This window comes from Nocardiopsis tropica (genome assembly GCF_042660575.1).
GTDB classification, from domain to species: Bacteria; Actinomycetota; Actinomycetes; order Streptosporangiales; family Streptosporangiaceae; genus Nocardiopsis; species Nocardiopsis tropica.
Window position 1 is genome coordinate 164,079 of sequence record NZ_JBHSUF010000014.1, and the last position, 25,365, is coordinate 189,443.

A 25,365-nucleotide genomic window follows, 5' to 3' on the forward strand; every position below is an offset into this window, starting at 1 on the left:
GCGACCCATGGCCTTCATGCTTCAGCCGACGTACCACGACAACCCGCGCCTCGACGCGCTGGTCGGCGGACTCCGGGACTACCTGTCCGGAGAGCTCGCCGCCTACGAGGACGACCTCGGGCTGGCGCCCGAGACCCCGCTGCACCGCTCCCAGCTGGAACCGGTGTGGCGGCGCAGCCGGGAGCTGGGCTTCTACGGCATCCACCTCCCCGAGGACCTCGGCGGCCGGGCACTGTCCTACACGGAGCTGGCGGCGCTCAAGGAGGAGGTCGGCGCCTCCGGGCGCGTGCTGGCCACGAGCGTGCTCGGCGACATGGGCGGGCCCCTGCGGATCGGCGCGATCTTCGAGCACGCCACCGAGTACCAGAGGGAGAAGTACCTGCTGCCGGTCGTCAGGGCGCAGCGGGCGTGCTGCTTCTCCATGACCGAGGACGACGCGGGCTCCGACGTACGCCGCATGCGCACCACCGCGACCCCGGTGCCGGGCGGCTACCGGATCACCGGGCACAAGGTGTTCAGCACCGGCGGCACCTTCGCGGACTTCTCGATCCTGGTCGCCCGCATGGCCGGCTCCGAGGAGTCCTACTCCGCGTTCCTCGTCGACCTGGACTCCCCCGGCTGCCGCGTGAGCCCGGGGCAGGTGCCTCTGTCGGGGCAGAACATCGAGAGCGACGTCGTCCTCGACGACTGCTTCGTACCCGCCGAGAACCTGCTCGGCGAGGAGGGGCAGGGGATGCGGATCAGCCTCGGGCGGGTCACCGCGAACCGCCTGCTCCACTGCCCCACCGCCCTCGGCGCGGCACGGCGGGCGATCGGCCTCGCCTTCGACTTCGCCGCCGGGCGCAGCGTCTCCGGCGGGCTCCTCCTGGAGAAGCAGGCGATCCAGCACACACTCGCCGACATGGCCACCGACTACTACGCGGCCCGTTCGATGACCTACGACGCCCTCGCCCTGCTCGACGCGGGAGAGCGGCCCCGGGTGGAGTCCTTCATGTGCAAGCTGTTCGTGGCCGAGCGCGCGTTCGCCATCGCGGACCGGGCGGTGCAGATGCACGGCAAGGCCGGGATGGTGCGCGGCGCCCCGGTGGAGGTGATCTGGCGGCAGTTGCGCATGTTCCGCGTGCTGACCGGCGCCTCCGAGATCCAGCGCAACGGCATCGTCCGCGAGATGGTCAGGGCCGCGGGGGGCGCGACATGACCGCCGTGAAGCCGGGCGGGGGCCTTCCCCCCGAGGACGGGCAGGACCTGCGCGACGCCGGGCGCGGCTTCGTGGCGACGCTCGAGCCGGCCCTCGTCACCGACGCCGCCGGCCGCGTGGTGTACGACGCCGACGCGTACGCGTTCCTGGACGGGCCGGCGCCCGACACCGCGAACCCGAGCCTGTGGCGGCAGAGCCGCCTGGCGTCCATGCACGGCCTGTTCCGGGTGACCGAGGGGATCTACCAGGTCAGGGGCCTCGACCTGGCCAACATGACCCTGGTCGAGGGCGATACCGGCGTCGTCGTCATCGACACGCTGACCTCGGCCGAGACCGCCGCCGCGGCGCTGGCGCTCTACCGGTCCCACCGCGGCGACCGCCCGGTCACCGGCGTCGTCCTCACCCACCCGCACGCCGACCACTTCGGAGGCGTGGACGGTGTCCTCGCGGACGCCGAGCCCGGCGTCCCGGTGCTCGCGCCCGAGGGGTTCCTGGAACACGCGGTCTCCGAGAACGTCTACGCCGGACCCGCGATGGCCCGGAGGTCGGGGTTCATGTACGGCACCGCGCTCGAGGCCTCCCCCGCCGGCCACCTGGGGTGCGGCCTGGGACAGCGCCTGGCCGACGGCACGATCGGCCTGGCCGAGCCCACGGACTCGATCACCCGGACCGGCCAGGTGCGCGTGGTCGACGGGGTGCACATCGAATTCCAGCTCACGCCGGGGACGGAGGCGCCGGCGGAGATGAACATGTACTTCCCCCGGCACCGGGCGCTGTGCCTGGCCGAGAACGCCGTGCACACCATGCACAACATCATCACCCTGCGAGGAGCCCAGGTCCGCGACGCGCACCAGTGGGCCCGCTACCTCACCGAGGCCGTCCAGCTCTTCTGCCACCGCACCGACGTCGCCTTCGCCGCCCACCACTGGCCGACCTGGGGCGCGGACCGGATCGAGGGGTTCCTGACCGGACAGCGCGACCTCTACGCCTACCTGCACGACCAGACGGTGCGCCTGATCAACCGGGGTCTCACCCCCCGGGAGATCGCGGAGGAGCTCACGCTCCCTCCCGCCCTGGACCGGCAGTGGGCCAACCGCGGCTACTACGGGTCGCTGAGCCACAACGTCAAGGGCGTCTATCAGCGCTACCTCGGCTGGTTCGACGGAAACCCCGCCCACCTGTGGGAACACCCGCCGGTCGAGGAGTCGAGGCGCTGGGTGGACCTGCTCGGCGGCATCCGCGGGACCCTCGCGCGCGCGGACGACCTCGTCGGCGAGGGCGACCTGCGCTTCGCCGCCACCCTGCTCAACCACGCGGTCTTCGCCGAGCCGGACCACGAGGGGGCGCGGCGGCGGCTGGCCGACGTCTACACCTCGCTCGGCCACGCCTGCGAGAACGCGACGTGGCGCAACTACTACCTCACCGGAGCACAGGAGCTCGTCCACGGCCCCCGCCCGGCCCGCCGTCCGGGCGGGGGCCGCCTGCTGGCGGCCCTCGGCGTCGACCAGCTGCTCGACTCCCTCGCCGTCCGGGTCGACGGCCCCGCGGCATGGGACCTCGACCTGCGCCTGGACCTGCACCTGGTCGACCAGGACGCGGTGTGGCACCTGCGCCTCGCCAACGGGGTGCTCGTGCACCACCGGGACCGCACCCCCGACCCGGGGGCGCGCCTGGCGCTCACCATGACGAGGCAGCAGCTGGTCGGCGTCATCACCCGCCGGGACCTCCGGGGCGTCGGGCACGAGGGGGACCTCGGGGTGCTCCGCTCGCTGTTCGGCGCCCTGGAGGCTCCGGACCCCGCCTTCGCCGTGGTGCGGCCCTGAAAGGGCGGCGGCCCGGAGCCCCGTCCCCGCCCCGGACCGTCGCCGCCCGGGGCGGCACGACCGCGAGCGTACGGGGAGGGGCGCGGGCCTCAGGTACGGTCCCGTGCCCCGGAACCGCTCCCGGCCGGTCCGACCGCGTCCACGGGGACTCGGCGGCCGTCCCCCGCCGACGCGGGGGCGACCCCCGCGGCCCCCTGTCGGCGGGCCGCGGGCCTCAGCACGCGCTGGACGATGAAGTACTCCGCCACGAGGACGTTCACCAGGAAGGACGCCCACGCGCTCGCGTGGTAGACGTCGTCGAAGGTCAGGGACGGGAAGTAGTTCGCCTGGAGCGCCAGCCCGAGACCGAGGTAGATCCGCAGGCTCACGGAGGCGAAGGTGAGCGCGTAGTTGCGGATCATCCAGACCCGGTGGAGCCCGACCTCCCCGCGGCGGATGGTCCGGAAGGCCTGGACGAGCGTGTAGAGCCAGGCCGCCGTCAGGATGAAGAAGGCGACCTGCACCGAGAAGCCGCTGACGGAGAAGGCGGCGGCGAACAGGGCCGCCATCGACCCCAGCACCACGCAGACCATGTAGACCCTACCCGCGACGCGGTGCACCCTCGGGTACCGGACGCGGAACCGGGTGAGGAACTGGAACGGCCCGATGAGCAGCGCCAGGGAGCTGGGGATCGCGTGCACGGCGATGGAGAGGTAGTGGGAGGCGACCCCGGGATCGAGCGGGATCCTGTTGCGCTCCACGTCCCCGACAGCGTAGGGCTCCGCCGAGTAGAGGGCGACGGCGGCGGCCGACACGGCCAGCAGGCCCCAGAGCGTCCACCACCAGCGGCGGCGGGTCGACTTCGTCAGGTCTTTCACGGGCATCTCCACTGAGGACGGAAGGAAGGTGCCCAGGCCGCGTCGGGGGCGGGATCCGGTGCCGGAACGGCGCCCGCCGTGGCACAGGGCGTGTCACAGACACAGTCGCGTCCCCGTGCGGTCGTTCGCGTCGGTGAGAACCACCGAGTTCCCTCCCGGGCCGTCGGCGGGCGGCCGCGGAGCGGGACCCGCCCCTGAGGCGGTCGACCGGACGGGGTGTCCCGTACGCGAAGCCCTCCCCCTCCCCTCCGCCGCCTCCGCGCGGATCCGGGCGCCCCGGGGGCTTGCATCTCAAGCTGCTCGAGGTACCACAGTGGCTCCCATGAACGACAACGAGCTGTACCCCATCGGAGACGCCGCGCGCCGCAGCGGCCTGAGCGTCAGCGCCGTCCGCTTCTACGCCGACGCCGGGATCGTCGAGCCCGCACACCTGTCCGGGGCGGGCCACCGCCTGTACGACGTCGACGCCATCGCCCGCCTGGAACTCGTCCGCACCCTGCGTGATCTGGACACCGACCTGGACGAGATCCGCCGCCTGCTCGAAGGCGACACGACCCTGCACGACCTGCTCACCACCCACCTGGAGATCGTCGAGCGCCAGGAGCGCACCCTGCGGGCCAGGAGGGCGGTGCTGCGGACCCTGATCAGGCAGGGCGGCACGACCGCGCAGGCCGACCTGATGCACAAGCTCGTCTCGATGACCGACGAGGAACGCGAGCAGACCATCGACGACTTCTGGAACGACGTCGGGGAGGGCCTCGACGTCCCCGACGGCTTCGTCGACCGGCTGCGCGCGATGCGGCCGATCCTGCCGGCCGACCCCACGGCCGCCCAGCTGGAGGCGTGGATCGAACTCGCCGACCTGGTGCGGGACCCGGCGTTCCGCGACGCGGTCCGCACCTACCTGCACGAGACCTACACCACGGACGAGTGGCAGGCCATGGCGACCGAGCCGATGCAGGAGTTCATCTACGAGAGCGGGGGACCGCTCGTGGAGGCGGTCCTCGCCGCCTACCGCGCCGGTGAGTCCCCCCGGTCCCCCTGGGCGCAGGCGGTGGTCACGCGCTTCATGGAGGCGGTCACGGCGGTGTCCGCCGACACAGCGCTCACCCCCGAGATCCGCAACCGGATGGCCGACGCCTACCGGCGGCTCCCCGACATCGAGCGCCAGATCGCCGAGGAGGACGCCGCCTCCGAGGACCCCGTCTACGACGACACCCACGGCCGGTACCTGTCCCTGGTGACAGTGGTCAACGGGACCGGGCCCGAGGAGGACACGCTGCCCTACGCCTGGATCGCCGACGCCATGCGCGCCCCGGACGACGGCGCCTGAGACGCCCGACCCGTGCGCCCGCCCCAGGACGGGTGAGGCACCGGCGGTGTGCCGGGGAACGGCACACCGCCGGGGCGGGGCCGCGAACGGCGGCTCCTTCCCCCGCCCCGTCCGCGTCACCCGGCGGGCGGCCGGAGCGCAGGACCGGGAGCCGCGGGAGTGGAACCGTCCCGGGGCGCCGTGCCTCCCCCGCCCCGACACGCCCCGTCCGTCGCTCTGGGTGATTCTCCCGCCACCGATGGCTATGGTCGTGGAGTGCTCCAGCCCCGTTCGCCCTCCCATGAGCCCGGTCGCACCGGCCGGCCCCCGGCGCAGCCCACCGCCCCCGTCCTGGCCCTGGTGGCGGTCCTGCTGCTCCTGGTCACCGGCTGCACCGCCCCGACCCCGACCGCCGGCTCCTACCGGGACGCCGCCGAGCAGACCGTCACGGACCTCCTCTCGGCCGTCGGGACGGGCGTCCTGCTCGTCGAGATCCACCGGGGCGACAGGGCGTTCTCCCCCTACGCGGAGACCACCGCCGAGGACGCCGAGGACGCCGCCCGCTCGATCGCCGACACCTTCGGGACGCGCCAGCCGCCCACCGCCGGGTCCGACGCCCTGCGGGCGGAGCTCTCCCCCCTCTGCGACACCGCGGTGAACGCGCTCGCCGACCTGCGCATCGCCCTGAAGAGGGACGACAGCGCCGCGGTCGAGGCCGCCGGGCAGACCCTCCTTGCCGTTTCGTCCGGGCTCTCCGACCTCGAGGACTCCCTCTCGTGAGGTGGCTGGCGGCCTTCACCCTGGGCCTGCTCACCGCCATCGGCGGCTTCCTGGACATCGGCGACCTGGTCGCCAACTCCGTGGTCGGCTCCCGCTTCGGGATGACCCTGGCCTGGGTCGTCCCCGTCGGCGTGGTCGGGCTGATGGTGTTCACCGAGATGTCCGCCCGCGTGGTCACCGCCACCGGGCGCGGGACCTTCGACCTGGTGCGCGAACGGCTCGGCGCCCGGGTCGGCCTCGTCAACCTCCTGGCCTCCTACCTCATCACCCTGCTCACCCTGTCCGCGCAGATGGGGGGTATCGCGCTGGCCCTGGAGCTCGCCAGCGGCATCCACTACCTGCTGTGGGTGCCGGTCGTCGGGTTCCTCGTCTGGATCGTGCTGTGGCGGCTGCCCTTCGCGTACATGGAGAAGACCTACGGCCTCCTGGGCCTGGCCCTCGTCGTGTTCGGCGTGGCCCTGTGGAGGATGGGCCCGGACCTGGGGGTGCTCCTCACGGAGGCGGTGTCCTTCTCCCCGCCGCCGAACGAGGGGACGGCCGTGTGGTGGTACTACGCCATCACCCTGTTCGGGGCCGCGATGACCCCCTACACCGTCCTCTTCTTCTCCTCGGGCGGGGTCGAGGAGAAGTGGACCTCCGAGGATCTGGCCACCGCGCGCCTCAACGTCTTCTTCGGCCTCCCCCTGGGAGGGCTGCTGTCCCTCGCCATCATGGGCTGCGCCGCCGTCCTGCTCATGCCCGCCGGGGTCCAGGTGTCCGACCTGGGACAGGTCGCGCTCCCCGTCGTCTCGACCCTGGGCAGGCTGGGACTGATCGTGGTGATACTCGGGTTCTTCGCCGCCACCTTCGGCGCCGCACTGGAGTCGGGCCTGGCGGCGGGGTACGGCGTCGCCCAGTACTTCGGCTGGCACTGGGGGAAGACACTGCCGCCGGCGAGCGCCCCCTACTTCCACCTCGTCATCATGGTGAGCCTGCTGAGCGGCACCCTCTTCGTCCTCACCGGGGTCGACCCCATCACCGTCACCGAGTACAGCCTGGTCTTCTCGGCCGCGGCCCTGCCCCTGACCTACCTGCCGATCCTCGTCGTGGCCAACGACCGCGGCTACCTCGGCGACCAGGTCAACTCGCGCTTCACCAACGTCCTGGCCTCGGTCTACCTGGTGCTGCTGTGCGTGGTGTCGGTGGCCGCCATCCCCCTCATGCTCTACACGAAAGCGGGGCAGTGAGATGTCCGACGAGGCGGACGGAACGATCTTCCGGATCGGGTTCACCGTCCTGGACCGCCAGGTGGTCGACCGCCGGGGCGAGAACCTGGGCAAGGTCGACGACGTGGAGTTCACCTGGCGGGAGGGAGAGGCGCCGGCCATGACGGCCCTGATCATCGACGCGGCCTCCCTCGGCGGACGGATCGCCGGGCGGTTCGGCCGGTTCTGGGAGACGGTCCTGGAACGGATGCGCCCGCCGGAGGAGGCGCCCACCAGGATCCCGCTCACCGACGTCGAGGAGTTCGCCCCCACCACGGTGCTGTCCACGGACGCCCCGCCGGGGATGCGCCCCCTGGAGGCGTGGGTGGCGCGCCACCTCATCGGCCGCATTCCCGGGGGGCGGCGGTGAGCCGGCTGCGCGCGGGCGCGCTCCTGGGGCTGCGGATCGTCGACTGCACCGGGAAGGACGCGGGTTCTGTCCAGGACATCGTCGTCCGGCACAGCGGGGGCGCGTACACCGTCCTGGGACTGGTCGCGGGGCGTTCCGCGCTCGCCGGACGCTTCGGGTTCGGGGACTCCCTGGAGGCTCCCACCCCCTGGAGGCATCTGCTGGGGTGGTTGCGGCGCCACGAGCGCTACGTCCGGTGGGAGGACGTCGTGGTCGTGGAGGAGGACAGGGTCGAGATCGCGGTGGAGCGCGGGGCACTGCCCCGCGGGTGGCGCGGACGGCCCTGACCGGTGTCGCGGCACCGGCCCCGTGCTTCTCCGGGGAGGCCCGGGCCCTGGTCAGCGCCGTGCCTCCCCGGATGCGCCGCTCCGCCGGTCGTGGTGTTCCAGCAGCCGGGCCAGCAGCCCGGTCAGCACCTGCCGTTCCTCGGGCCCCAGCGGGGCCAGCAGTTCCTCCTGGGTCCGGGCCAGCTGCCCCTCCAGCACCCGCAGCTGCCTCCTGCCCGCGGCGGTCAGCGAGACGATGTTGCGCCGCCGGTCGGCGGGGTCCAGGGCCCGCTCGACCAGCCGGCGGTCGGAGAGCTCGTTGACCGTCGCGACCATGTCGCTGACGTGGATGCCGCTGCGGCGTCCCAGTTCGGCCTGGCTGGCCGCGCCGGACTCCTCCAGCGTGGCCAGCAGGCGGTAGTGGTAGCCGCGGGCGCGCACGGACGAGAACCCGTCGGCCACCAGACGGTGCGCGTGGTGGGCGGTCTGGGTGAGCAGCCAGCTGGGCGTGCCCTCCCAGGCCGCGGGCGTCTTCTCCGGTGGGTTCTCCATGCCTGGAGTCTAACGAACCGTTGGTGCCTCCAATGATTATGCTACCGTTCGTGGCCCAAACGTTTGGCGGTCAAACATTCAGCTCGCCAATGAACTCCCGGAGCCAGGACCATGATCAAGCCGTTCCGCATCGACATCCCCCAGGCCGACCTCGACGACCTGGCCGACCGGCTCTCCCGCACCCGCTGGCCCGACGAGGTCGCCGACGCCGGGTGGGACTACGGCTTCCCGCTGGCACGGCTCCGGGAACTGGCCGAGCACTGGCGCACCCGCTACGACTGGCGCGAGCACGAGGCCGCGCTCAACGAGCTCCCGCACTTCACCACCGAGATCGAGGAGCAGACCGTCCACTTCGTCCACGTCCGCTCCCCGAGACCGGACGCGCTCGCGCTGGTCCTCACCCACGGCTGGCCCGGCTCGTTCCTGGAGTTCCTCGACGTCGTCGAACCGCTCTCACGCGACTTCCACCTGGTGATCCCCTCCATCCCGGGGTACGGCTTCTCCGGGCCGACCCGCGAGCGCGGCTGGGACACGGTCCGGATCGCGCGGGCCTGGGCCGAGCTGATGCGCCGCCTGGGGTACGAGCGCTACGGGGCGCAGGGCGGCGACTTCGGGTCGGGCATCTCCACCGCGCTCGGCGCGGTGGCGCCCGAACAGGTCGTCGGGGTGCACGTCAACTACCTGCCGACCAGGCCGGCCCCGGACGCCGGCATCGAGCTGTCCGAGGAGGACGAGGCCCGGCTGGACAAGGTCAGGCACCTGATGGCGAACCGCCCGCCGTACCAGGCCCTGCAGGCCGCGACCCCGCAGACCATCGGCTACGCGCTGACCGACTCGCCGGTCGGCCAGCTGGCCTGGATCGCCGAGCGCTTCGCCCAGTGGACCGACCCCCTCTCGCCCGTCGACGACGAGCGGATGCTCACCGGCGTCTCGCTGTACTGGCTGACGGCCACCGCGGCCTCCTCGGCACGGCTGCACCGCGACGCCCGGCGGCGGACCGAGCCGTGTCCGGTACCGGTCGGCGTGGCGGTCTTCGCCCACGACATCACGCAGTCGGTGCGACCGCTGGCCGAGCGGCTGTACGACATCAGGCACTGGTCGGAGTTCGAGCGCGGCGGCCACTTCGCCGCGATGGAGGTGCCGGACCTGCTCGCCCGGGACGTCCGGGAGTTCTTCCTGGCCCTCCTCGGGAAGGACTGACTCCGGCCGCCGCGCCGGGCCCGCGCGCCCTCCGGGGGGCGCCTGTGCGTTTCGCTGTGCCGCGTCCTCCTCCCGCCGCCGCGTCCCGACAGCGGCGCGGGCCCTACCCCTCCTCATCCAGGGCCGGACCGTGCTCCAGGAGGTGGTGGACGAACGCCGCCGTGCCCTCGGTGAGGGTGGAGAAGTCCGCCGCGACGAGGACGGCGTGCCGCGGCGCCCACGGTTCGTCCAACTCGTACAGGGACGCGGGAGAGACACCGTGGCGCCGGGCCGCCCCCCGCGGCACCACGGCGTACCCCACACCGGTGCAGGCCACGGCGCAGACGGCCCCGAGCGAGGGCAGTCGGACCCGGTAGGCGGGCTCTGTCCCCACCGCGTGAGCCTGCCGGTCGACGAGGTCCTGCAGAGGACTTCCCCGCAGGAGGCCGACCACGGGTTCGCGGAGCAGGTCCGCCAGACGGAGCGGCCTCCGGGGCGGGGAGGAGGCCGGGCCGACGGCGACGAGGTCGTCGTCCCACAGCCGGCGGGTCTGGCAGGCCGCGCCCGCGGGCACCGAGGAGACGACCGCGATGTCGGAGAGCCCGTCGAGGACGTGGGCGACGGCCGCCTCGCTGCTCAGCTCGACCAGGGTGACCGCGGTGTTGGGCAGGCGGTTGAGCGTGGCGGCGAGGAACTCGGTGAGGGCGTCGGCGGCGGAGCTGTTGGTCGCCAGCCTGACGCTGTTCTCCAGCCCCCGGGCGCGGGCGGCCATGCCCGCCTCCAGCTCCCGGGCGCCGTCGAGCAGGACCAGGCCCCTCGCTGCCAGGGCCTCGCCGGCCGGGGTCGGCGTCACCCCCCGGTGGCGGCGGTCGAGCAGCCGCAGCCCGTAGTGCCGTTCGAGCGCGGTGATGCGGACACTGGCGGCCGACAGCGATATCCCGCACCGCTGGGCCCCGTCCGTGATGGAACCCGCCTCGATCACCTCCACGAGCAGCGCGAGGTCGCTCAGGTCGGCCACCCCCATCGGTCCTGCCTTCATCTTCTGGGCACCCCTCTTCGTCCGGCCTCAACGCAAGCTCCGGGCCCGTGGGCGAGAATTCCCGGGAGCCGCTGCCCCGGGCGGCTCCGGGCGAGCACGGAGGGAGAGGTCCATGGTGGTCACACGGGACGGCCGGTGGCGGTGGCCGCGGTCGGCGGCGCGCCGTCCGGGCGGGCTACGGGCCATGCTAGAGGCGTGGCGGCGGCCGTCGGCCGGGTCCGCGGAAACCGCCTACCGGGAGCAGCTCCACGTGATCGTGTGGCTGTTGGAGGACGGCCGGCCCGAGGAGGCGTCGAGGGTGGCGTGCGAGGGGCCCTGGGCGCCCGGCGGAGGGCGGGGCCGCCCCCGCCGTTGAAGGGACCGGGGCGCGCACGGCAGTCGGCCGCAGCTGTCGCCCTCCGCTCCGCGCGGGCCTAGGATCGGCCGACCGGGCGCCTCCCGCGCCCCGGTCGCGGGAGGCGCGCCGAGCGCCCCGCCGAACCAGTGGTGCGGAAAGGACCCCCATGCCGTCCGAACCGGTGACCGTGCTCAACCCGGTCCTTCCGGGGTCGCACCCGGACCCCTGCGTCCTGCGGGTCGGCGGGGACTTCTACCTCGCCACCTCCACCTTCGAGTGGTACCCGGGCGTGCGCCTGCACCACTCCACCGACCTCGCGCGGTGGCGCCCCCTGGGCGGGGCCCTGCCCGGCCCGCCGTGGCTCGACCTGGCGGGCCGCCCGGACTCGGGGGGCGTGTGGGCCCCCGACCTCAGCCACGCCGACGGGTTGTTCCACCTCGTCTACAGCAACGTCACGTCCTACGCCGGCGGCTTCACCGACAGTCCCAACCTCCTCGTGACCGCGCCGACGATCCACGGGCCCTGGTCGGACCCGGTCCCCCTGCACGCACGCGGGTTCGACGCGGCCCTCCTGCACGACGGCGACGAGAGCTGGCTGGTGAGCCTGGCGCACGACTGGCGCCCCGGCCACGGGGGCTCCTCGGGGCTGGAGGCCGTCCGCTACGACCGCCGCGCACGGACACTGGCGGGGCCGCCGGTCCGGATCGCGCTCCCGGAGGGGGAGCACTGGGTCGAGGGCCCCCGGATCCGCCGCATCGGCTCCTGGTACTACCTGCTCACCGCGGACGGGGGCACCGGTTACGGGCACCGCGTCACCGCCGCCCGCTCCAGGAACCTGGCCGGGCCGTACGAACGCGATCCCGAGGGCCCGCTGATCACCGCCCACGACCGGCCCGACCTGCCCCTGCAGAAGGCCGGGCACGGCTGCCTGGTGGACACCCCCGCCGGGGAGACCTACCTCGCCTACCTCGTCGCCCGCCCCCTGGGGCGGCGCGGCCCGTGCGTCCTGGGCCGCGAGACCGCGCTGGCACCCGTCACCTGGACCGCTCAGGGCTGGCCCCGGGTACCCGGCGGGCGGCCGGAAACGCGGATCCCCGCGCCCGCCGTCCCCCGGGCCGCCGGGGAGGCAGGCGGCGGCGCCCCTGTCCCGGACGTCCACGGGGAGGGCACCGACCACTTCGACGGCGCCGTGCTCGGGCCGCACTGGTCCACGCTGCGCCGCCCCGCGACCCGGGACTGGGTCACCACGGCCGCGCGGCGCTCGCACCTGCGGGTGCGGGGCGGGCGCTCACCGCAGAGCCTCGTCGGCACGAGCCTGGTCGCCCGGCGGGTGAGCTCCCCGCACTGCTCGTTCGAGACCACCATGGAGTACCGGCCGGCGGACACCCGCCACCTGGCCGGGCTCACCGCCTACTACAACACCCGGAACTGGTTCTTCGCGTACCGCAGCGCCGACGACGCGGGACGGCAGGTGCTGGGGGTGGCTGCCTGCGACCGGGGGCGGGTGACCCTGGAGGGGGCCGAGGTCCTCGCCCCCGGAACGGGCGGGCGGACGCGGCTGGGCGTGGACGTGGACGGTCCCCGCCTGCGCTTCCGCCGCGACATCGGCGGGAGGTGGAACCCCCTGGGACCGTGGCTGGACGCCACCGTGCTCTCGGACGAGCACGCCGAGGAGATCGAGGACGGAGGGCTCCGGACCATGGGGTTCACGGGCGCCTTCGTCGGCCTGTGGGTCTGGGACCTGGGCGGGCAGGGCCTGCACGCCGACTTCGACGAGGCGACCTACCGGCTGCGGCCCCCGGCGCGACCGGACGGGAGGCTCTGACACCTCCTCGCGGCGTCGGCGCTCCCGCGGAGGACGCGGCGCGGGTCAGCCGAGCCGCTCGGCGACGGCGGTCACCGTCGCCGAGACCAGGGCGCGGTCCGGGCCCCCGCCGTCCCGCTCGAAGTGCCGGTGCAGGGACCACCCCTCGACCAGGGCGTCCAGCGCCCGGCAGGCCTCCGGGGAGAAGTGCGCGGACAGGAAGCCGCGGCTGACGCCCATCCACGCGCGCGCGGCCTCCCGGACCGCGTCGTTGTGGTTGGCGTAGGAGTACATCTCGAAGAGCAGCACGAACTGCCCGGGGGTGGCGTACCCGGGGCCGCAGATGAGGTCGACCACGGCCTCGCACGCCTCGGCCCGGCTGTTCGCCGCGGCCATCCTGTCGCCGTAGTAGCGCGCCATGGTCCGGGCCAGGTGCGCGAAGGCCTGCTCCAGGATCTCCGTCAGGCCGTCGAAGTGGTAGGTGAGCGACCCCAGGGGTACCGAGGCCCGCTGGGCGATCGCGCGGTGGGTGGTCCTGTGCACGCCGCGCTCGGCGATCACCTCCAGGGCCGCCGCGAGGATGCGCTCCTTGCGCTGCGGGTCGTTGCCCACCCGCCGTGATCCGCCCATGCCTCCCCCTTCCCGCCACCATTGTGGCGGGCCCGCACCCCTGTCCGGGCCCCGTGGTGGCCGCCGGGTAAAGTATGTACTTTTGTACACTCTTCTGCCCGGCTCACCGCTAGGAACCCCCTTCGTGGACACCGCCATGAGACGCCGGCGCTTCGCGCTGTGCACGCTCTTCCTCCTCCCCGGCCTGGGGATCTCGTCCTGGGTCACCCGAACCCCCGCCATCCGCGACGCGCTGGGGGCCTCCACCGCCGAGATGGGGCTGGTCCTGTTCGGCCTCTCGGCCGGATCGATGCTCGGCATCCTCGCCACGGGACCGCTCGTCGCCCGCCTGGGCGCCCGGCCGATCATCGTCTTCGGCACCGCAGCACTGGTCCTGAGCATGCCCGTCATCGGAGCGGGCGCGGCCCTGTCGGCCCCGGTGCTGGTCGCGCTCGGTCTGTTCCTCTTCGGCCTGGGCATGGGCGGCGGGGAGATCGCCCTGAATGTCGAGGGCGCCGAGGTGGAGAAGGCCCTGTCCGAGCCGCTGCTGCCGCGCCTGCACGGCTTCTTCAGTCTCGGCACCGTGGTGGGCGCGGTCGCCGGCATCGCGTTCACCGCGACCGGTTTCCCCGTCGCGTGGCACCTGGGGATCGTCGGCCTCCTGGCCCTGGCCGCCTCGACCGCGGTCCTCGGCTCCGTTCCCGCCGGCACCGGCAGGGCGCACCCTCGCGCCGACGACCGCGGCACCGGACCGGGACGCGCCCCGTGGAAGGACACGGGCCTGGTTCTGATCGGCGTCATCGTGCTCGCGATGGCCCTGGCGGAGGGCACCGCCAACGACTGGCTGCCCCTGATCATGGTCGACGGCCACGGCTTCGGCCCGGCGGCGGGGTCGATGGTCTATGCCGTGTTCGCCGCATCGATGACGGTCGGACGCTTCGCCGGCGGGTACTTCCTGGCGCGTTTCGGCCGGGTCGCGGTGCTCGCCGCCAGCGCGGTCGCCGGAGTTGTGGGGATGGGGCTGGTGGCCGGCGCGGACAGCCAGGTCCTGGCCGCGGCAGCCGTGGTCCTGTGGGGGCTGGGGGCGTCCCTGGGCTTCCCCGTGGCCCTGTCCGCGGCCGGCGACTCCGGGCCCGACTCTGCGGCCCGGGTCGCGCTGGTGGCGACCCTCGGCTACGTGGCGTTCCTGGTGGGGCCGCCCGTGCTCGGTTTCCTGGGCGAGGCGTACGGCCTGCGCGGGGCCCTGGTCGTGCCCCTGGTCTTCGTCGCCGTCGCCGGCCTCCTCTCCTCGGCCGCCCGGCCCCGCGAGGCGGCGGACGCCGACGCGGAACGGGGCGGGGCCGGTACGGGGGCCGGGGAGCACCGGGACGGCCTCCCGCGCTGAGACGCTCCGTCCGTGCCGCCGGGCGTGTTCCCCGGGGCTCGGGCCCTCCGTGTCGGGGGCCGCCGCCCACTGTTATAACGTTCGTTATAAGCCCAGGTTCTCCCCTGCCGCCCCGGAGGCGTCCATGCACCACAGCCCTGCCCGCGAGACCACCGTGCGGGAGCTGCTCTTCCGCCGTTCAGGGGTGCTGGAGTGGGGCGAGCGCCCGGCCCCGGCACTGAGCGGGGGGACCGACGCGATCGTGCGGCCTTTCCTGGCCGGCCGCTGCGACGGCGACACCCTGCCCGTCCACCGGCCCGTCTCCCGCGCCATGCAGGCCGGGATGGCCCTGGGCGCCGTCGACCCCGTGGTGGGGAGCATCTGCGGGCGGGTCCCCTTCCAGGGGCCCTTCGGGATCGGCCACGAATGCGTCGCCGAGGTCCTGGAAACGGGCCCGGACGTGCGGGCCGTGCGTCCGGGCGACCGGGTCGTCGTTCCCTGGTCGGTCTCCTGCGGCACCTGCGAGCGGTGCCGCCGCGGGCTGACCTCCAAGTGCGCCACCACCGCCCGCTCCACCCTCGCCGCCTACGGGTTCGGCCCCGCCAGCGGGGAGTGGGGCGGCATGGTCGCCGACTCCTTCCGGGTCCCCTTCGCCGACCACATGCTGGTCCCCGTCCCGGACGGCGTGCCCTCCGCGCGCGTGGCTGCGGCGAGCGACAACCTCGCCGACGCCTGGCGCACGGTCGCCGGTCCCCTGGCGGCACGCCCCGGCGGGACGGTGCTGGTCCTGGGCGGGGGCGCCAGGAGCATCGGCCTGTACGCGGCCGGGCTCGCCGTGGCCCTGGGCGCCGGTGAGGTCGACTACTTCGACGACTCCCCCGGCCGACGCACCATCGCCGAGTCCTTCGGCGCCCGGACCCGACCGCTGAACGCCCCCGGGACCCGGCCCCGCCGCGGCGGCTACGACGTCACGGTGGAGGCCACCTCGAACTCGCGCGGCCTGCAGCGGGCCGTGCGAGCCCTGGCCCCGGGCGGGGTGTGCACGGCCGTGGGCTACTACGTCGCCCCGGCCACCCGGGTGCCGCTCATGCAGATGTACGCCAACGACTCCACCCTGCGCCTGGGGGTCTCCCACCCCCGTGCGGTGCTGCGGGAACTGCTGGACTTCGTCGAGCGCACAGGTTTCGAGGCCGAACGGGTCACCACGCTCACCGCCGACTGGGAGCAGGCCCCGCAGGCCTACGCGCGGCGCACCACCAAGCTCGTGCTGCGCCGCGCGCCGCTCCTGGCCTCCGAACCCGCACCGTGAGGAGGCCCGCTCCGCTCCCCGGACCGGAGCGTGCGCGTGTGCGCGCCCCGGCCCGGCGAAAGCCTCGGCAACCGCACCCGGAGGAGGCGGAGTAGGCTGTGACGGCTGCCGTGACGAGCCGGGGGGTTTCCCACGTGAGCACGAACGATCTTTCCCCGAGGGAGCGGATCGTGGCCGGCGCCGCCGAGATGCTCGGCCGCCGCGGACTGAACGCCACGAGCATCCGGGAGACCGCCAAGCACGCCGGTGCGCCGCTGGGTTCGACCTACCACTACTTTCCCGGCGGCAAGGGCCAGCTGGCGGCCGAGGCCGTGCGCCACGCCGGCGACACCGTCGCCGCGGGCCTGCGGCGCGCCCTGCGCCAGGGGCCCGTGGCCGGGCTGCGCTCCTACCTGGACCTGTGGCGCACACTCCTCCGCGACAGCGACCACCGGACGGGCTGCCCCGTCCTGGCCGTGTCCGTCGAGGAGCCGCCCGCCGGGGAGCGGCCCGCGGCCCTGGAGGCGGCGGCCGAGGCCTTCGACTCCTGGCAGAGCCTGCTGTCGGCCTCGCTCCGCGAGCACGGAGCACAGCCCGAGCAGGCCGAGCAACTGGCGGCGCTCACCGTCGCCGCGGCGGAGGGAGCCGTCGCGATGTGCCGCGCCCGGCGCACCACCGCCGCTCTGGACGCCGTCGAGGCACAGCTGGTCCCCCTCGTCCGGGCCGCGACCGGCCAGGGGGCCGGGGAGCGCCCCGGGGACCGGAGCTCCCGGTAGCGTCCCGTTCCCGGGGGCCGGAGCCGCCCCGGGGCCCTCAGCCCCCGGCGGGGTCCCGCCCCTGGGCCCCCAGCTGGTGCGAAAGCTCGGCCGCCGCCTCGCGGACGGCCGCGATGACGCCGACCAGGCCCGTGCCCCGGAAGTGCGTGGCCGGGCCGCCCAGGCTCACCGTGGCCGCCAGGTCCCCGGAGGAGTCGAACACGGGGGCGGCCACGGCGCCCACGTCCTGGAGGAAGTCCTCGTCGCTGACGGTGTAGCCCTCGGACGCGATCTTCTTCAGCTCACCCCGCAGGACCTCCGCGTCGGTCAGGGTGTGCGGGGTGTACCTGCGCAGCGGCCGGGACAGCCACCGCTCCCGCAGCGCGGAGGAGTGGGCCAGCATCGTCATCGGCCCCGCCGCCGTGTGGAAGGGCAGCACGCTGCCGACGGTGATCTGCTTGACGGTCAGCGGCCCGGCGCCCTCGACGAGGTCGATGCAGACCGCCCCGTCCTCGGAGGGCACCATCAGGTAGGCGGTGTGGCCGAAGCGCGCGGACAGGTCCCGCAGCAGCGGTGCGGCCTCGTCGCGCAGGTTGAGCTCGGCCAGCGCCACGGACCCCACCGCGAACAGCCTCATGTTGACCTTGTAGGCGCCGTCCGCGCGCTGGCTGACCCAGCCGGCCTGCACCAGCGTGGCCAGGAGGCGGTGCGTGGTGGCCTTGTTCAGGCCGGTCCGCTCCGCCAGCTCACCGAGCGTGAGCGCGGGCCGTTCGTGGGTGAAGCACTCCAGGAGCCGGCAGGCACGGAGCACCGCGTTGACCGTGCCCTTGGAATCAGCGGCCGATTCACCGTCGATCATCGCCACTGAGGAGACCTCCTAGCACGCTCCGTCGTCGATGACAGGGTAACGGCCGGTTCGCGGCGCTCCCGCCACCGTGTCCGGGCCCCGGGTGCGGGGCCTCCCGCCGGTTCAGCGCCCATGGCCGTACTCCGCGCGCATCCGCTTCTTGTCGAACTTGCCCACGCCGGTCTTGGGCACCTCGTCCACCACCACGAACCGGTCGGGCAGCTGCCAGCGCGGGACCTGCGCCCCGAGGAAGCTCCGCAGCTCGTCGGGGTCGATCGGTTCACCGTCCGTGCTCGAGAGGACGGCGACGGGCCGCTCTCCCCAGACCTCGTCGGGGACCGCGATGACGGCGGTCTCGTTCACCCGCGGGTGGGCGGCCAGCCTGTTCTCCAGGTCGACCGAGGAGATCCACTCCCCTCCGGACTTGACCATGTCCTTGGCCCGGTCCACCAGGGTCACGTATCCCCGGGCGTCGACCGTCACCATGTCCCCCGTGCGCAGCCAGCGGCGCCCGTCGGGGGAAGCGGTGAAGGAGGCGCTGTCGTCCTTCTCCGGGGCGTGGTAGTGGTCGACGACGAAGGGGCCGCTGATCTCCAGCTCCCCCACCGCGGCGCCGTCGCGGGCGGCCTCGCGCCCCTCCGCCGACGAGCGCACGGCCAGGCCCGGCAGGGGTCGGCCCTGCGTGCGCCGGGCGGCCGAACGCACCGCCCAGTCGGGGGTGCACGGTTCCGACGCGACCAGTCCGACCGGCGAGCACTCGGTCATGCCCCAGGCGTGGACGGGCCGGATCCCGAGGCCGGTGAGCGCGTCGAGCAGGCTCTCCGGGGCGGAGGAGCCGCCGATGACGATCCGGTCCATGGTCGCCAGCGCGTCTCCTGGCGCCCGCCCCTCGTGGAGCGCCCTGATTACGGCGGCCCACACGGTGGGGACGCCGGCGGCGAACGTCGCCCGGGAGTCCCGGATGAACCCGGTGAGGCCGAGCGGGTCCAGGTGGCGTCCGGGGAACGCCAGCCCGGCCCCCGCCACCAGGCCGGCGTAGGGCAGGTTCCACGCGTTCGCGTGGAACATCGGCACGACCGGCAGCACCACGTCGTGGTGGCCGATGGCGAACGCGTCGGTCCCGCACAGCGTGAGCGCGTGCAGGTAGACCGACCGGTGGCTGTAGACGACCGCCTTGGGGCGGCCGGTGGTGCCGGACGTGTAGCAGATGCCCACGGCCTCGTTCTCGTCGCGCGGGCGCCACCAGCCCCGCCGCTCGGGGACCGGCCGGGTCTCCAGCCGGTGCACGGCCGCGCCGCCCTGGACGGCGGGGAGGTCGGGGGCCTCCCCCATGACGAGCACGTGCTCGACCGTGTCGGGAAGGTCGACGGCGGACCAGGACTCCCACAGGGCGCCGTCCACGAGCACCGCGCGGTCTCCGGCGTGCGCGAGCGTGTAGGCGACCTCGTCGGCGCCGAGGCGGATGTTCACCGTGTGCATGACCATGCCCGCCCCAGGGATGGCGATGTAGGCGCGCATGTGGTCCAGCGTGTTCCAGGCGTAGGTGGCGACCCGGTCGCCGGGTCGGAGTCCGAGCCCCTCCAGGTCCTCGGCGAGCCCGCGGGCCCCGGCGAAGAGCTCGGCGTAGTCCAGTCCGCGGACTCCTCCGGGTTCCCGACCGGTGACCTCGCGGTCGGCGAAGACCGCCTCGGCCCGCTCGAAGACGTGGTGCAACCCCAGGGGTTCGGTCTGCATCGCGGAGATCATGGAGGCTTCCCCTCTTCGTGGTGGACCGGAATGCGTTCCATTTTTTGCCGACCCAGTCGGCATCGTGATCGGAGCAGATCGCCGACACAGACCGTTTCAGCACGTAGATCACTTCCGTGCCTGCTGAGTTACAGACCATAGTGACCCTTGACACAAGATCCTAGCGCTCCCTAGTGTCCTTTTGAAACGCGTTCCGCAATACGAAAGGGGTTGGGATGAGTTCCCGACGACTGCGCGAGCTGATGGGCGAGGGGGTCGTCCACGCGCCCGGCGTGTGGGACGGGCTCACCGCCCGCCTCGCCGAGCAGGCCGGCTTCTCCGCACTGTGCGCCTCGGGCTTCGCGGTCTCCGCGTCCCTCGGCTACCCCGACGCCGAGCTCTACACCATGACGGAGAACCTGGAGGCCACCCGCCGCATCCGCGAGGCCAGCGGCCTCCCGCTGATCGCCGACATCGACACCGGGTACGGCAACGCCGTCAACGCCGCCCGGACGGCCCGGCGCTTCCGCGACGCGGGGGTCGCCGCGGTCTTCATGGAGGACCAGGAGTCACCCAAGCGCTGCCCCCTCTGCGTCGGAGACCCCGTGCCGCTGGTCCCGCCGGAGGAGGCGGCCATGAAGGTGCGCGCCGTCAAGGACGCCGTCGGCGACGACGTCCTCGTCATCGCGCGCACCGACGCCCGGGGCGAGGAGGCGCTGCACCGGGCGAAGTCCTACGCCGGGGCCGGGGCCGACATGGTCATGCCGGTCACCAGGACCTTCTCCACCATCGACGAATGGGCCCGGTGCAGGGAGACCGCCGGCGTCCCCCTCGTGGCCACGCTCACCGCGTCCGCCTGGACCGAGCGCGAGTTCACCCCCCGGGTCCTGGAGGAGGTCGGGGTCGCGATCGCGCTCCTGCCCACCCAGGTCCTGATGGCGGCCACCGGGGCCATGCGACAGGCCCTGGGCCGGCTCGCGGCGGGCGAGCCCCCCGCGGACGTGAGCGCCGACGCCCTGCCGCACCACGAGTTCGTCGACCTGATCGGGTTCGCCGAGGTGGAGGCCGCACAGGAGGCCTACCTGCCCGCGGCCCGGGGAGGAGCCTGACCATGGGCCGCACCATCACCGAGAAGATCCTCGGCCGGACGGCCGAGGGCCCACCGGTCCGCGCCCGCGACAACCGCGCCTTCCGCCCCGACCACATGATCGCCTACGACTTCCCCGGGTACACCGACGTGATGTTCCGCCAGATGCACGACGACTTCGGCATCACGGAACTGGACGACCCAGAGCGCTACCTGGTCTTCATCGACCACATGCTCACCCGGGGCGACGCCAAGGAGGAGGCGGTCCACCAGGTCACCCGGGACTGGTGCGACTTCTACGGGATCACCCTGCACGAGGCCGAGGGGATCGGCCACCAGGTCGCCGCCGAGCTCGGGTACGCGCTCCCCGGCAGGTTCCTCATCCACTTCGACGGCCACATCAGCGGACTGGGAGCCTTCGGGGCCCTCGGCTGGGGGGTTCGGCGCGACCTCCTGGAGGCGTGGGTCACCGGACGGATCCACCTGGACGTGCCGGAGTCGGTGCGGTTCGAGCTCACCGGCAGCTTCCCCGAGGGGGTGGACAACCGCGACCTGATCCACACCATCATCGCCCGGCTCGGCGCCGACGGCTGCGCCCACCAGGTCATGGAGTTCACCGGGCCCGGAGCGCGCTCCATGAGCATCGACCGCAGGCAGGGCCTGTGCGGCATGGCGATGTTCACCGGCGCGGTGTCGGCGATCTTCAACCCGGACGAGCTCTCCCTGGACTACGCCCGCAAGGTGTCCGGCACCGTCCCCGAACCGCTGTACAGCGATCCCGACGCGGTCTACGCCGGCGTGCACGAGATCGACCTCTCGGAGCTGGAACCGCAGGTCGTGCTCCCCGGCTCCGCGCGGGGCGCGAACACGAGGGGGGTCTCGGCCCTGAAGGGCACCCCCGTCACCAAGGCGTTCATCGGCTCCTGCGCCAGCGGGAGGCTGGAGGACATCCGCGCCGCCGCGCAGGTGCTGCGGGGCCGCAGGGTCGCCGACGGCGTGCAGCTCAACGTCGTCCCCACCTCGGCCGCGATCCACCGGCGGGCGGAGGAGGAGGGGCTGCTCGACGTCCTGCGCGACGCCGGGGCGGCCGTGGCCACGTCCAGCTGCGACTTCTGCTTCGGCTACCAGAAACCGCTGAAGGCCGGGGAGAACTGCGTGTCCACGGGCGTGCTCAACATCTCCGGGCGCATGGGCGACACGGGCGCCCACATCTACATGGGGTCCGCCTACACCGTCGCCGCCAGCGCCGTGACCGGGGAGATCTCCGACGTACGGGAGGTGACGGGCCCGTGAGTGCGCTGCCCCCGCCCGACACCATCGAGGGCCGTGTCGCCTGGATCTTCGGGGACGACTTCGACATCGACCTCGTCATCGGCGTGGAGAACATCAAGCACTACGACCCCGACGTGCTGCGCAGCGTGTGCATGCGGCACTACGACCCGGCGTTCGCCGACGAGGTGCGCCCCGGCGACGTCGTCGTCGGGGGCCGCAACTTCGGCTACGGGCACCCGCACTACCCGCCGATGGTCGCGCTGCGCAACCTGGGGATCGCGGCCGTCGTCGCCGAGTCCTTCTCCCCCGGCTTCTGGCGCGGGGAGACCTACAACGGCATGCCGCTGCTGACCGTCCCGGGCATCACCCGCGCCGTCCGCCGGTGGGACCGCGTCTCCATCGACTGGCGGCGCCCCGCCGTCCGCCTCGCCCGCCAGGACGCCGAGCTGACCGGGGAACCGCTCAGCGAGCGCGTGGTCAAGGTCATCGAGGCCGGCGGGAGCCTGAACCTGCTCCTCGCCGAGCACCGACGGGCACGCGCCACCGGCTGACCGGCACTCCCGGTCCGCCTCACCGACGGGCGCGAACACCACGCCGGCGCCCCGCCGCCCCGCACGCACGGGGAGGCACCATCCCCCCGAGAGCCCGTGACGGGCGCTCGAGCTCCATCCCCACCAGGAGGTATCGCCTTGTCCTCTTCAGAGAGCGCCGGGAGCTCCCCGGCCGTCGCCGCACCCGGCGCACCCGTGCGCGACCGGCGCACCGCGCTGCGGGCCGCGGTCGCCGGCGGGGTGGGAACCCTGATCGAGTACTACGCGTTCAGCGTCTACGGGTTCCTGGCCGTCGTCATCGCCCCGCTGTTCTTCCCCAGCTCCAACCCCGCCACGTCGATCCTGGCCACCCTGGCCGTGTTCGGGTCCGGCTACCTGATGCGGCCGCTCGGCGGGATCTTCTTCGGCCGCCTCGGCGACCGCAGCGGGCGCAAGGTCGCCCTGGTGTCCACCGTCGTCAGCATGGGCCTGTGCTGTGCCCTGATGGGCGTGCTGCCCACCTACCCGCAGGTCGGCATCACCGCTCCGATCCTGCTGGTGATCGTCCGCATGGCGGAGGGGTTCTCGGCCGGGGGCGAGATCGGCGGATCGGCCACCTACATCGCGGAGTCCTCGCCGTCCGGGCTGCGCGGCTTCTTCGGGGCCTTCACCCCGACCGGCTCCACCCTGGGCTTCGCGGTCGCCGCCGCCGTGGCCGGGATCGTCGTCGGGCTCCTCTCCCCCGACCAGATGTCGGCCTGGGGATGGCGCGTCCCGTTCCTGCTGTGTATCCCGCTGACCCTCCTGTGCCTGTGGGCGCGGCTCAAGCTGGAGGACACCCCGGACTTCAGGGAGATGGAGGCCCGGTCGGAGGTGACCCGCAGCCCCTTCGTCGACGTGCTGCGGAGCAACTCGGGCTCGGTCCTCAAGGTCATCGGCCTGGCCGTCGCCACCAACGGCACGGGGTACGTCGGGCTGACCTACATGAACGTCTACCTGATCAACGACCTGGGCCACGACTCCCAGCACGTGTACTGGCTCTCGGCGGCGGTCATCGGCCTGGCCTGCCTGTCCATGCCGTTCATGGGCATGCTCACCGACCGCTTCGGGCGCCTGACCGTGCTCACCACGGGGTGCGTCGGGTACGTCCTGCTGGCCTACCCCATCCTGCTGGCCATGTCCGAGGCCTCGGGGCTCCTGGTCGTGGGGCTGGTGTACCTGGTGTTCATGATCCTCAACGCGGCACTGCAGGTCCCCGCGTTCCCGCTGTTCACCGAGCTCTTCCCGCGGGCGGTCCGCTACACCGGCGTCTCCCTCGGCTTCAACATCGGGACCATCGTCGCCGGCGGGACGGCCCCCTACATCGCGGCCCAGCTGGTCGCGTCCACGGGCAACCCGGTCTCCCCGGCGTACTGGGTGATGGGGGTGGCGGTGGTGGGCCTGCTCACCGCGCTGACCCTGCGCTCGACCCGCTCTGGCGAGCTCCCGGGCTGAGTCCGCGTCCGGCCCGGCCGGACGCGCGGTGGCGGAGCCCCCGCACGACGAGGCGTCGCGCGGGGGCTCCGCCGCTCCCGGGCCGGGCGTGGACGGGGCTCGGGCCGGGGCGGCGTTCATGCGCCGGCCGGGTCCTCCGGCGCCGTCACGGCCCCTTCTGTCCCGGAGACCAGCTCCTCCCAGAGCCGCCGCCACGGTTCGACGGGGAAGTGGGAGTCCATCCTCGCCCGGTTGCGCCGCATGGCCTCGGCGAACCAGGGCTCGCCGCCCACCCTGGCTCGCATGAGCCCGAGCATCTCCTCGGCGGTCCTCCGCAGGTCGCCATCCCGGTGCAGGCGGGCGCACAGGAACGCGTCGCCGTAGATGTCGGAGAAGGCGTGGAAGTCCCCGACCGCGCTGGGCAGGCCCGCGACGGTGGCGAGCGCGGGCCCCAGTCCCACGCTCTCCACGTCCGGGCGGTTGGGCGTGAACAGCACCCCGCCGCCCGTGGCGGCGCCCACCCGCAGGAGGTCGACCTCGTCGAGGCGCCAGCGCAGGTCCGTCCCCCGGTGGCTCTGCAGCGGCACCCCGTCCAGGAACCTCACGTGGTCCAGCACCCCCTCCTGCGAGGCCTCGTCGAGCACCTCCTTGGTGTAGTCCGGATCCTCGCCGAGGTCCCCGAAGACCAGGAGGAGGGGTTCGGGCCGCCCCTGTTCCCGGCTCACCTGCCGCATGCGGGAGAAGAGCCGGACCGAGATCTCCACGCCCTTGACCCTGAAGACGCGGACGGGGACCAGCAGCAGGGGCTGGTCGGGCGCGGCCCCGATCTGCTCCAGGAACTCCGTGTGCCGGTCCTCCAGCCCCTCGGGGGGAGCTTCGGGCAGCACGTTGGGGGCCGTGACCGGCTCCAGCGGGGTGGGGTACCCGCTGGCCTCGGCACGCAGTGCCTCCGAGACCACCGCCCAGCGGTGCGCGGGGTGCCCGCCCGGCAGCGGGGTGAACTCGTTGGGAGCCGGGGGGTAGACCCGTTCGTCGCCCTCGTGCACGGCGTAGCTGCCGAACAGGTCGTGGTCCCAGAAGAGGACTCCGCCGGGGCGTCCGCCGCCCCAGCGCTCCTCCGCGGCGCGGTGGAGGGCCAGGGTCACCGGGACCGCGTCGGAGAGGGTCATGTTGACCGCCACCACCCAGTCCACGTCGTGCTCGTGGAGCCACTCCGAGAAGTAGGACCGGTAGGGGCCGGCCAGGGCCTCGACGCGCCGGTGCAGGCGTGCCCTCTCCCCGGGGCCGAGGGCGTCCGCCCGGGCGACCTGCCGCCGCACGTCGAGGAGTTCCCCCGCCAGGTCCGGTCCCGCGCAGGGCCGGGCCCGGCTCACCCGGAGCCAGGGCGGATAGCAGTCCGCTCCGGCGCCGTCGGGGAAGAAGGCCGGCTTGTCGGGGCGCCACGAGTAGCCGAGGTCGGCCGGGACCGGTTCGTGCGGGTCCGGTCGCCCGTGGAAGCGGGTCACGACGTTGCGGAAGACGGTGAGCAGGCCGCTGACGGGGAGCCCGTCTCCGCAGACCAGTGCGATCTTGACCAACGTCCCGCCTTTCCCAGGGTGTCCCCCGAGACCTACCAC

At 73.6% G+C, this 25,365-nt stretch carries 23 protein-coding genes; 16 read left to right on the plus strand and 7 right to left on the minus strand.

Annotated features, from left to right (window positions below; translation table 11 throughout):
• Nucleotides 1-7 precede the first annotated feature (7 nt).
• Together ACFQBR_RS22835 and ACFQBR_RS22840 are read left to right on the plus strand one after the other, a co-directional pair.
• Entirely contained in the window at nucleotides 8-1,198 is a 1,191-nt protein-coding gene (locus ACFQBR_RS22835; protein WP_378554362.1) for an acyl-CoA dehydrogenase family protein, read from the plus strand.
• Complete coding sequence (locus tag ACFQBR_RS22840; protein ID WP_344180937.1) at nucleotides 1,195-3,021, plus strand: alkyl/aryl-sulfatase; 1,827 nt, start codon at nucleotides 1,195-1,197, stop codon at nucleotides 3,019-3,021. Before ACFQBR_RS22835 ends, ACFQBR_RS22840 begins: the two co-directional genes overlap by 4 nt.
• Nucleotides 3,022-3,110: 89 nt before the next feature.
• Here the strand turns inward: ACFQBR_RS22840 and ACFQBR_RS22845 are convergent, their stop codons facing one another.
• Nucleotides 3,111-3,878, minus strand: coding sequence for a DUF2306 domain-containing protein (locus tag ACFQBR_RS22845; protein ID WP_344180939.1), 768 nt, complete (start codon nucleotides 3,876-3,878; stop codon nucleotides 3,111-3,113).
• A 322-nt stretch (nucleotides 3,879-4,200) separates the two neighbouring features.
• Here ACFQBR_RS22845 and ACFQBR_RS22850 point away from each other — a divergent pair, with 322 nt between their 5' ends.
• The 5 genes from ACFQBR_RS22850 to ACFQBR_RS22870 all read left to right on the plus strand — a co-directional run bounded on the left by ACFQBR_RS22850 (nucleotide 4,201) and on the right by ACFQBR_RS22870 (nucleotide 7,910).
• Complete coding sequence (locus ACFQBR_RS22850; RefSeq protein ID WP_330158124.1) at nucleotides 4,201-5,211, plus strand: MerR family transcriptional regulator; 1,011 nt, start codon at nucleotides 4,201-4,203, stop codon at nucleotides 5,209-5,211.
• Nucleotides 5,212-5,466: 255 nt separating this feature from the next.
• Nucleotides 5,467-5,970 (plus strand): hypothetical protein, encoded by a 504-nt coding sequence (locus ACFQBR_RS22855; RefSeq protein ID WP_344180941.1) that lies wholly within the window; start codon nucleotides 5,467-5,469, stop codon nucleotides 5,968-5,970.
• Nucleotides 5,967-7,196 (plus strand): NRAMP family divalent metal transporter, encoded by a 1,230-nt coding sequence (locus ACFQBR_RS22860; protein ID WP_344180943.1) that lies wholly within the window; start codon nucleotides 5,967-5,969, stop codon nucleotides 7,194-7,196. The genes ACFQBR_RS22855 and ACFQBR_RS22860 overlap by 4 nt, the downstream gene beginning before the upstream one ends.
• 1 nt (nucleotide 7,197) lies before the next feature.
• Nucleotides 7,198-7,584, plus strand: a complete 387-nt coding sequence (locus ACFQBR_RS22865) for a hypothetical protein (RefSeq protein WP_344180945.1) — start codon at nucleotides 7,198-7,200, stop codon at nucleotides 7,582-7,584.
• Nucleotides 7,581-7,910 (plus strand): PRC-barrel domain-containing protein, encoded by a 330-nt coding sequence (locus ACFQBR_RS22870; RefSeq protein WP_344180947.1) that lies wholly within the window; start codon nucleotides 7,581-7,583, stop codon nucleotides 7,908-7,910. The genes ACFQBR_RS22865 and ACFQBR_RS22870 overlap by 4 nt, the downstream gene beginning before the upstream one ends.
• Nucleotides 7,911-7,961: 51 nt before the next feature.
• Here ACFQBR_RS22870 and ACFQBR_RS22875 read toward each other — a convergent pair whose 3' ends face one another.
• Nucleotides 7,962-8,441: a MarR family winged helix-turn-helix transcriptional regulator gene (locus ACFQBR_RS22875; protein WP_344180949.1), complete on the minus strand. Its 480-nt coding sequence runs from the start codon at nucleotides 8,439-8,441 to the stop codon at nucleotides 7,962-7,964.
• 111 nt (nucleotides 8,442-8,552) lie between these two features.
• On the opposite strand from ACFQBR_RS22875, the gene ACFQBR_RS22880 reads away from it, so the two are divergent.
• The gene (locus ACFQBR_RS22880) at nucleotides 8,553-9,641 is read left to right on the plus strand and encodes an epoxide hydrolase family protein (protein ID WP_344180951.1); all 1,089 of its coding nucleotides are present in this window, start codon (nucleotides 8,553-8,555) and stop codon (nucleotides 9,639-9,641) included.
• 103 nt (nucleotides 9,642-9,744) lie between these two features.
• On the opposite strand, the gene ACFQBR_RS22885 is transcribed toward ACFQBR_RS22880, so the two are convergent.
• Nucleotides 9,745-10,659 (minus strand): LysR family transcriptional regulator, encoded by a 915-nt coding sequence (locus tag ACFQBR_RS22885; protein ID WP_344180953.1) that lies wholly within the window; start codon nucleotides 10,657-10,659, stop codon nucleotides 9,745-9,747.
• A gap of 503 nt (nucleotides 10,660-11,162) precedes the next feature.
• On the opposite strand from ACFQBR_RS22885, the gene ACFQBR_RS22890 reads away from it, so the two are divergent.
• A complete protein-coding gene (locus ACFQBR_RS22890; protein ID WP_344180955.1) occupies nucleotides 11,163-12,821 on the plus strand; it encodes a glycoside hydrolase family 43 protein in 1,659 nt (552 codons plus the stop codon).
• A gap of 45 nt (nucleotides 12,822-12,866) precedes the next feature.
• On the opposite strand, the gene ACFQBR_RS22895 is transcribed toward ACFQBR_RS22890, so the two are convergent.
• Entirely contained in the window at nucleotides 12,867-13,430 is a 564-nt protein-coding gene (locus tag ACFQBR_RS22895) for a TetR/AcrR family transcriptional regulator (protein WP_344180957.1), read from the minus strand.
• A 124-nt stretch (nucleotides 13,431-13,554) separates the two neighbouring features.
• On the opposite strand from ACFQBR_RS22895, the gene ACFQBR_RS22900 reads away from it, so the two are divergent.
• From ACFQBR_RS22900 to ACFQBR_RS22910, 3 genes are all read left to right on the plus strand, one after another.
• Nucleotides 13,555-14,793, plus strand: a complete 1,239-nt coding sequence (locus ACFQBR_RS22900; RefSeq protein WP_344180959.1) for an MFS transporter — start codon at nucleotides 13,555-13,557, stop codon at nucleotides 14,791-14,793.
• A gap of 124 nt (nucleotides 14,794-14,917) precedes the next feature.
• On the plus strand, nucleotides 14,918-16,081 hold the full coding sequence (locus ACFQBR_RS22905; protein WP_344180961.1) for an alcohol dehydrogenase catalytic domain-containing protein: 1,164 nt from the start codon (nucleotides 14,918-14,920) through the stop codon (nucleotides 16,079-16,081).
• 134 nt (nucleotides 16,082-16,215) lie between these two features.
• Nucleotides 16,216-16,836: a TetR/AcrR family transcriptional regulator gene (locus ACFQBR_RS22910; protein WP_344180963.1), complete on the plus strand. Its 621-nt coding sequence runs from the start codon at nucleotides 16,216-16,218 to the stop codon at nucleotides 16,834-16,836.
• Between the two features lie 37 nt (nucleotides 16,837-16,873).
• Here the strand turns inward: ACFQBR_RS22910 and ACFQBR_RS22915 are convergent, their stop codons facing one another.
• A complete protein-coding gene (locus ACFQBR_RS22915; RefSeq protein ID WP_344180993.1) occupies nucleotides 16,874-17,674 on the minus strand; it encodes an IclR family transcriptional regulator in 801 nt (266 codons plus the stop codon).
• Between the two features lie 111 nt (nucleotides 17,675-17,785).
• The gene (locus ACFQBR_RS22920) at nucleotides 17,786-19,396 is read right to left on the minus strand and encodes an AMP-binding protein (protein ID WP_344180965.1); all 1,611 of its coding nucleotides are present in this window, start codon (nucleotides 19,394-19,396) and stop codon (nucleotides 17,786-17,788) included.
• A 227-nt stretch (nucleotides 19,397-19,623) separates the two neighbouring features.
• Here ACFQBR_RS22920 and ACFQBR_RS22925 point away from each other — a divergent pair, with 227 nt between their 5' ends.
• From ACFQBR_RS22925 to ACFQBR_RS22940, 4 genes are all read left to right on the plus strand, one after another.
• Nucleotides 19,624-20,496 carry an isocitrate lyase/PEP mutase family protein gene (locus ACFQBR_RS22925; protein WP_344180967.1) on the plus strand — a complete coding sequence of 291 codons (873 nt, stop codon included), beginning with the start codon at nucleotides 19,624-19,626 and terminating at the stop codon, nucleotides 20,494-20,496.
• Between the two features lie 2 nt (nucleotides 20,497-20,498).
• On the plus strand, nucleotides 20,499-21,767 hold the full coding sequence (locus tag ACFQBR_RS22930; protein WP_344180969.1) for a 3-isopropylmalate dehydratase large subunit: 1,269 nt from the start codon (nucleotides 20,499-20,501) through the stop codon (nucleotides 21,765-21,767).
• On the plus strand, nucleotides 21,764-22,297 hold the full coding sequence (locus ACFQBR_RS22935; protein WP_267945143.1) for a LeuD/DmdB family oxidoreductase small subunit: 534 nt from the start codon (nucleotides 21,764-21,766) through the stop codon (nucleotides 22,295-22,297). The genes ACFQBR_RS22930 and ACFQBR_RS22935 overlap by 4 nt, the downstream gene beginning before the upstream one ends.
• Nucleotides 22,298-22,435: 138 nt before the next feature.
• Nucleotides 22,436-23,770, plus strand: coding sequence for an MFS transporter (locus ACFQBR_RS22940; protein WP_344180971.1), 1,335 nt, complete (start codon nucleotides 22,436-22,438; stop codon nucleotides 23,768-23,770).
• A gap of 116 nt (nucleotides 23,771-23,886) precedes the next feature.
• On the opposite strand, the gene ACFQBR_RS22945 is transcribed toward ACFQBR_RS22940, so the two are convergent.
• On the minus strand, nucleotides 23,887-25,326 hold the full coding sequence (locus ACFQBR_RS22945) for a glycosyltransferase family protein (RefSeq protein ID WP_344180973.1): 1,440 nt from the start codon (nucleotides 25,324-25,326) through the stop codon (nucleotides 23,887-23,889).
• Nucleotides 25,327-25,365: the final 39 nt, after the last annotated feature.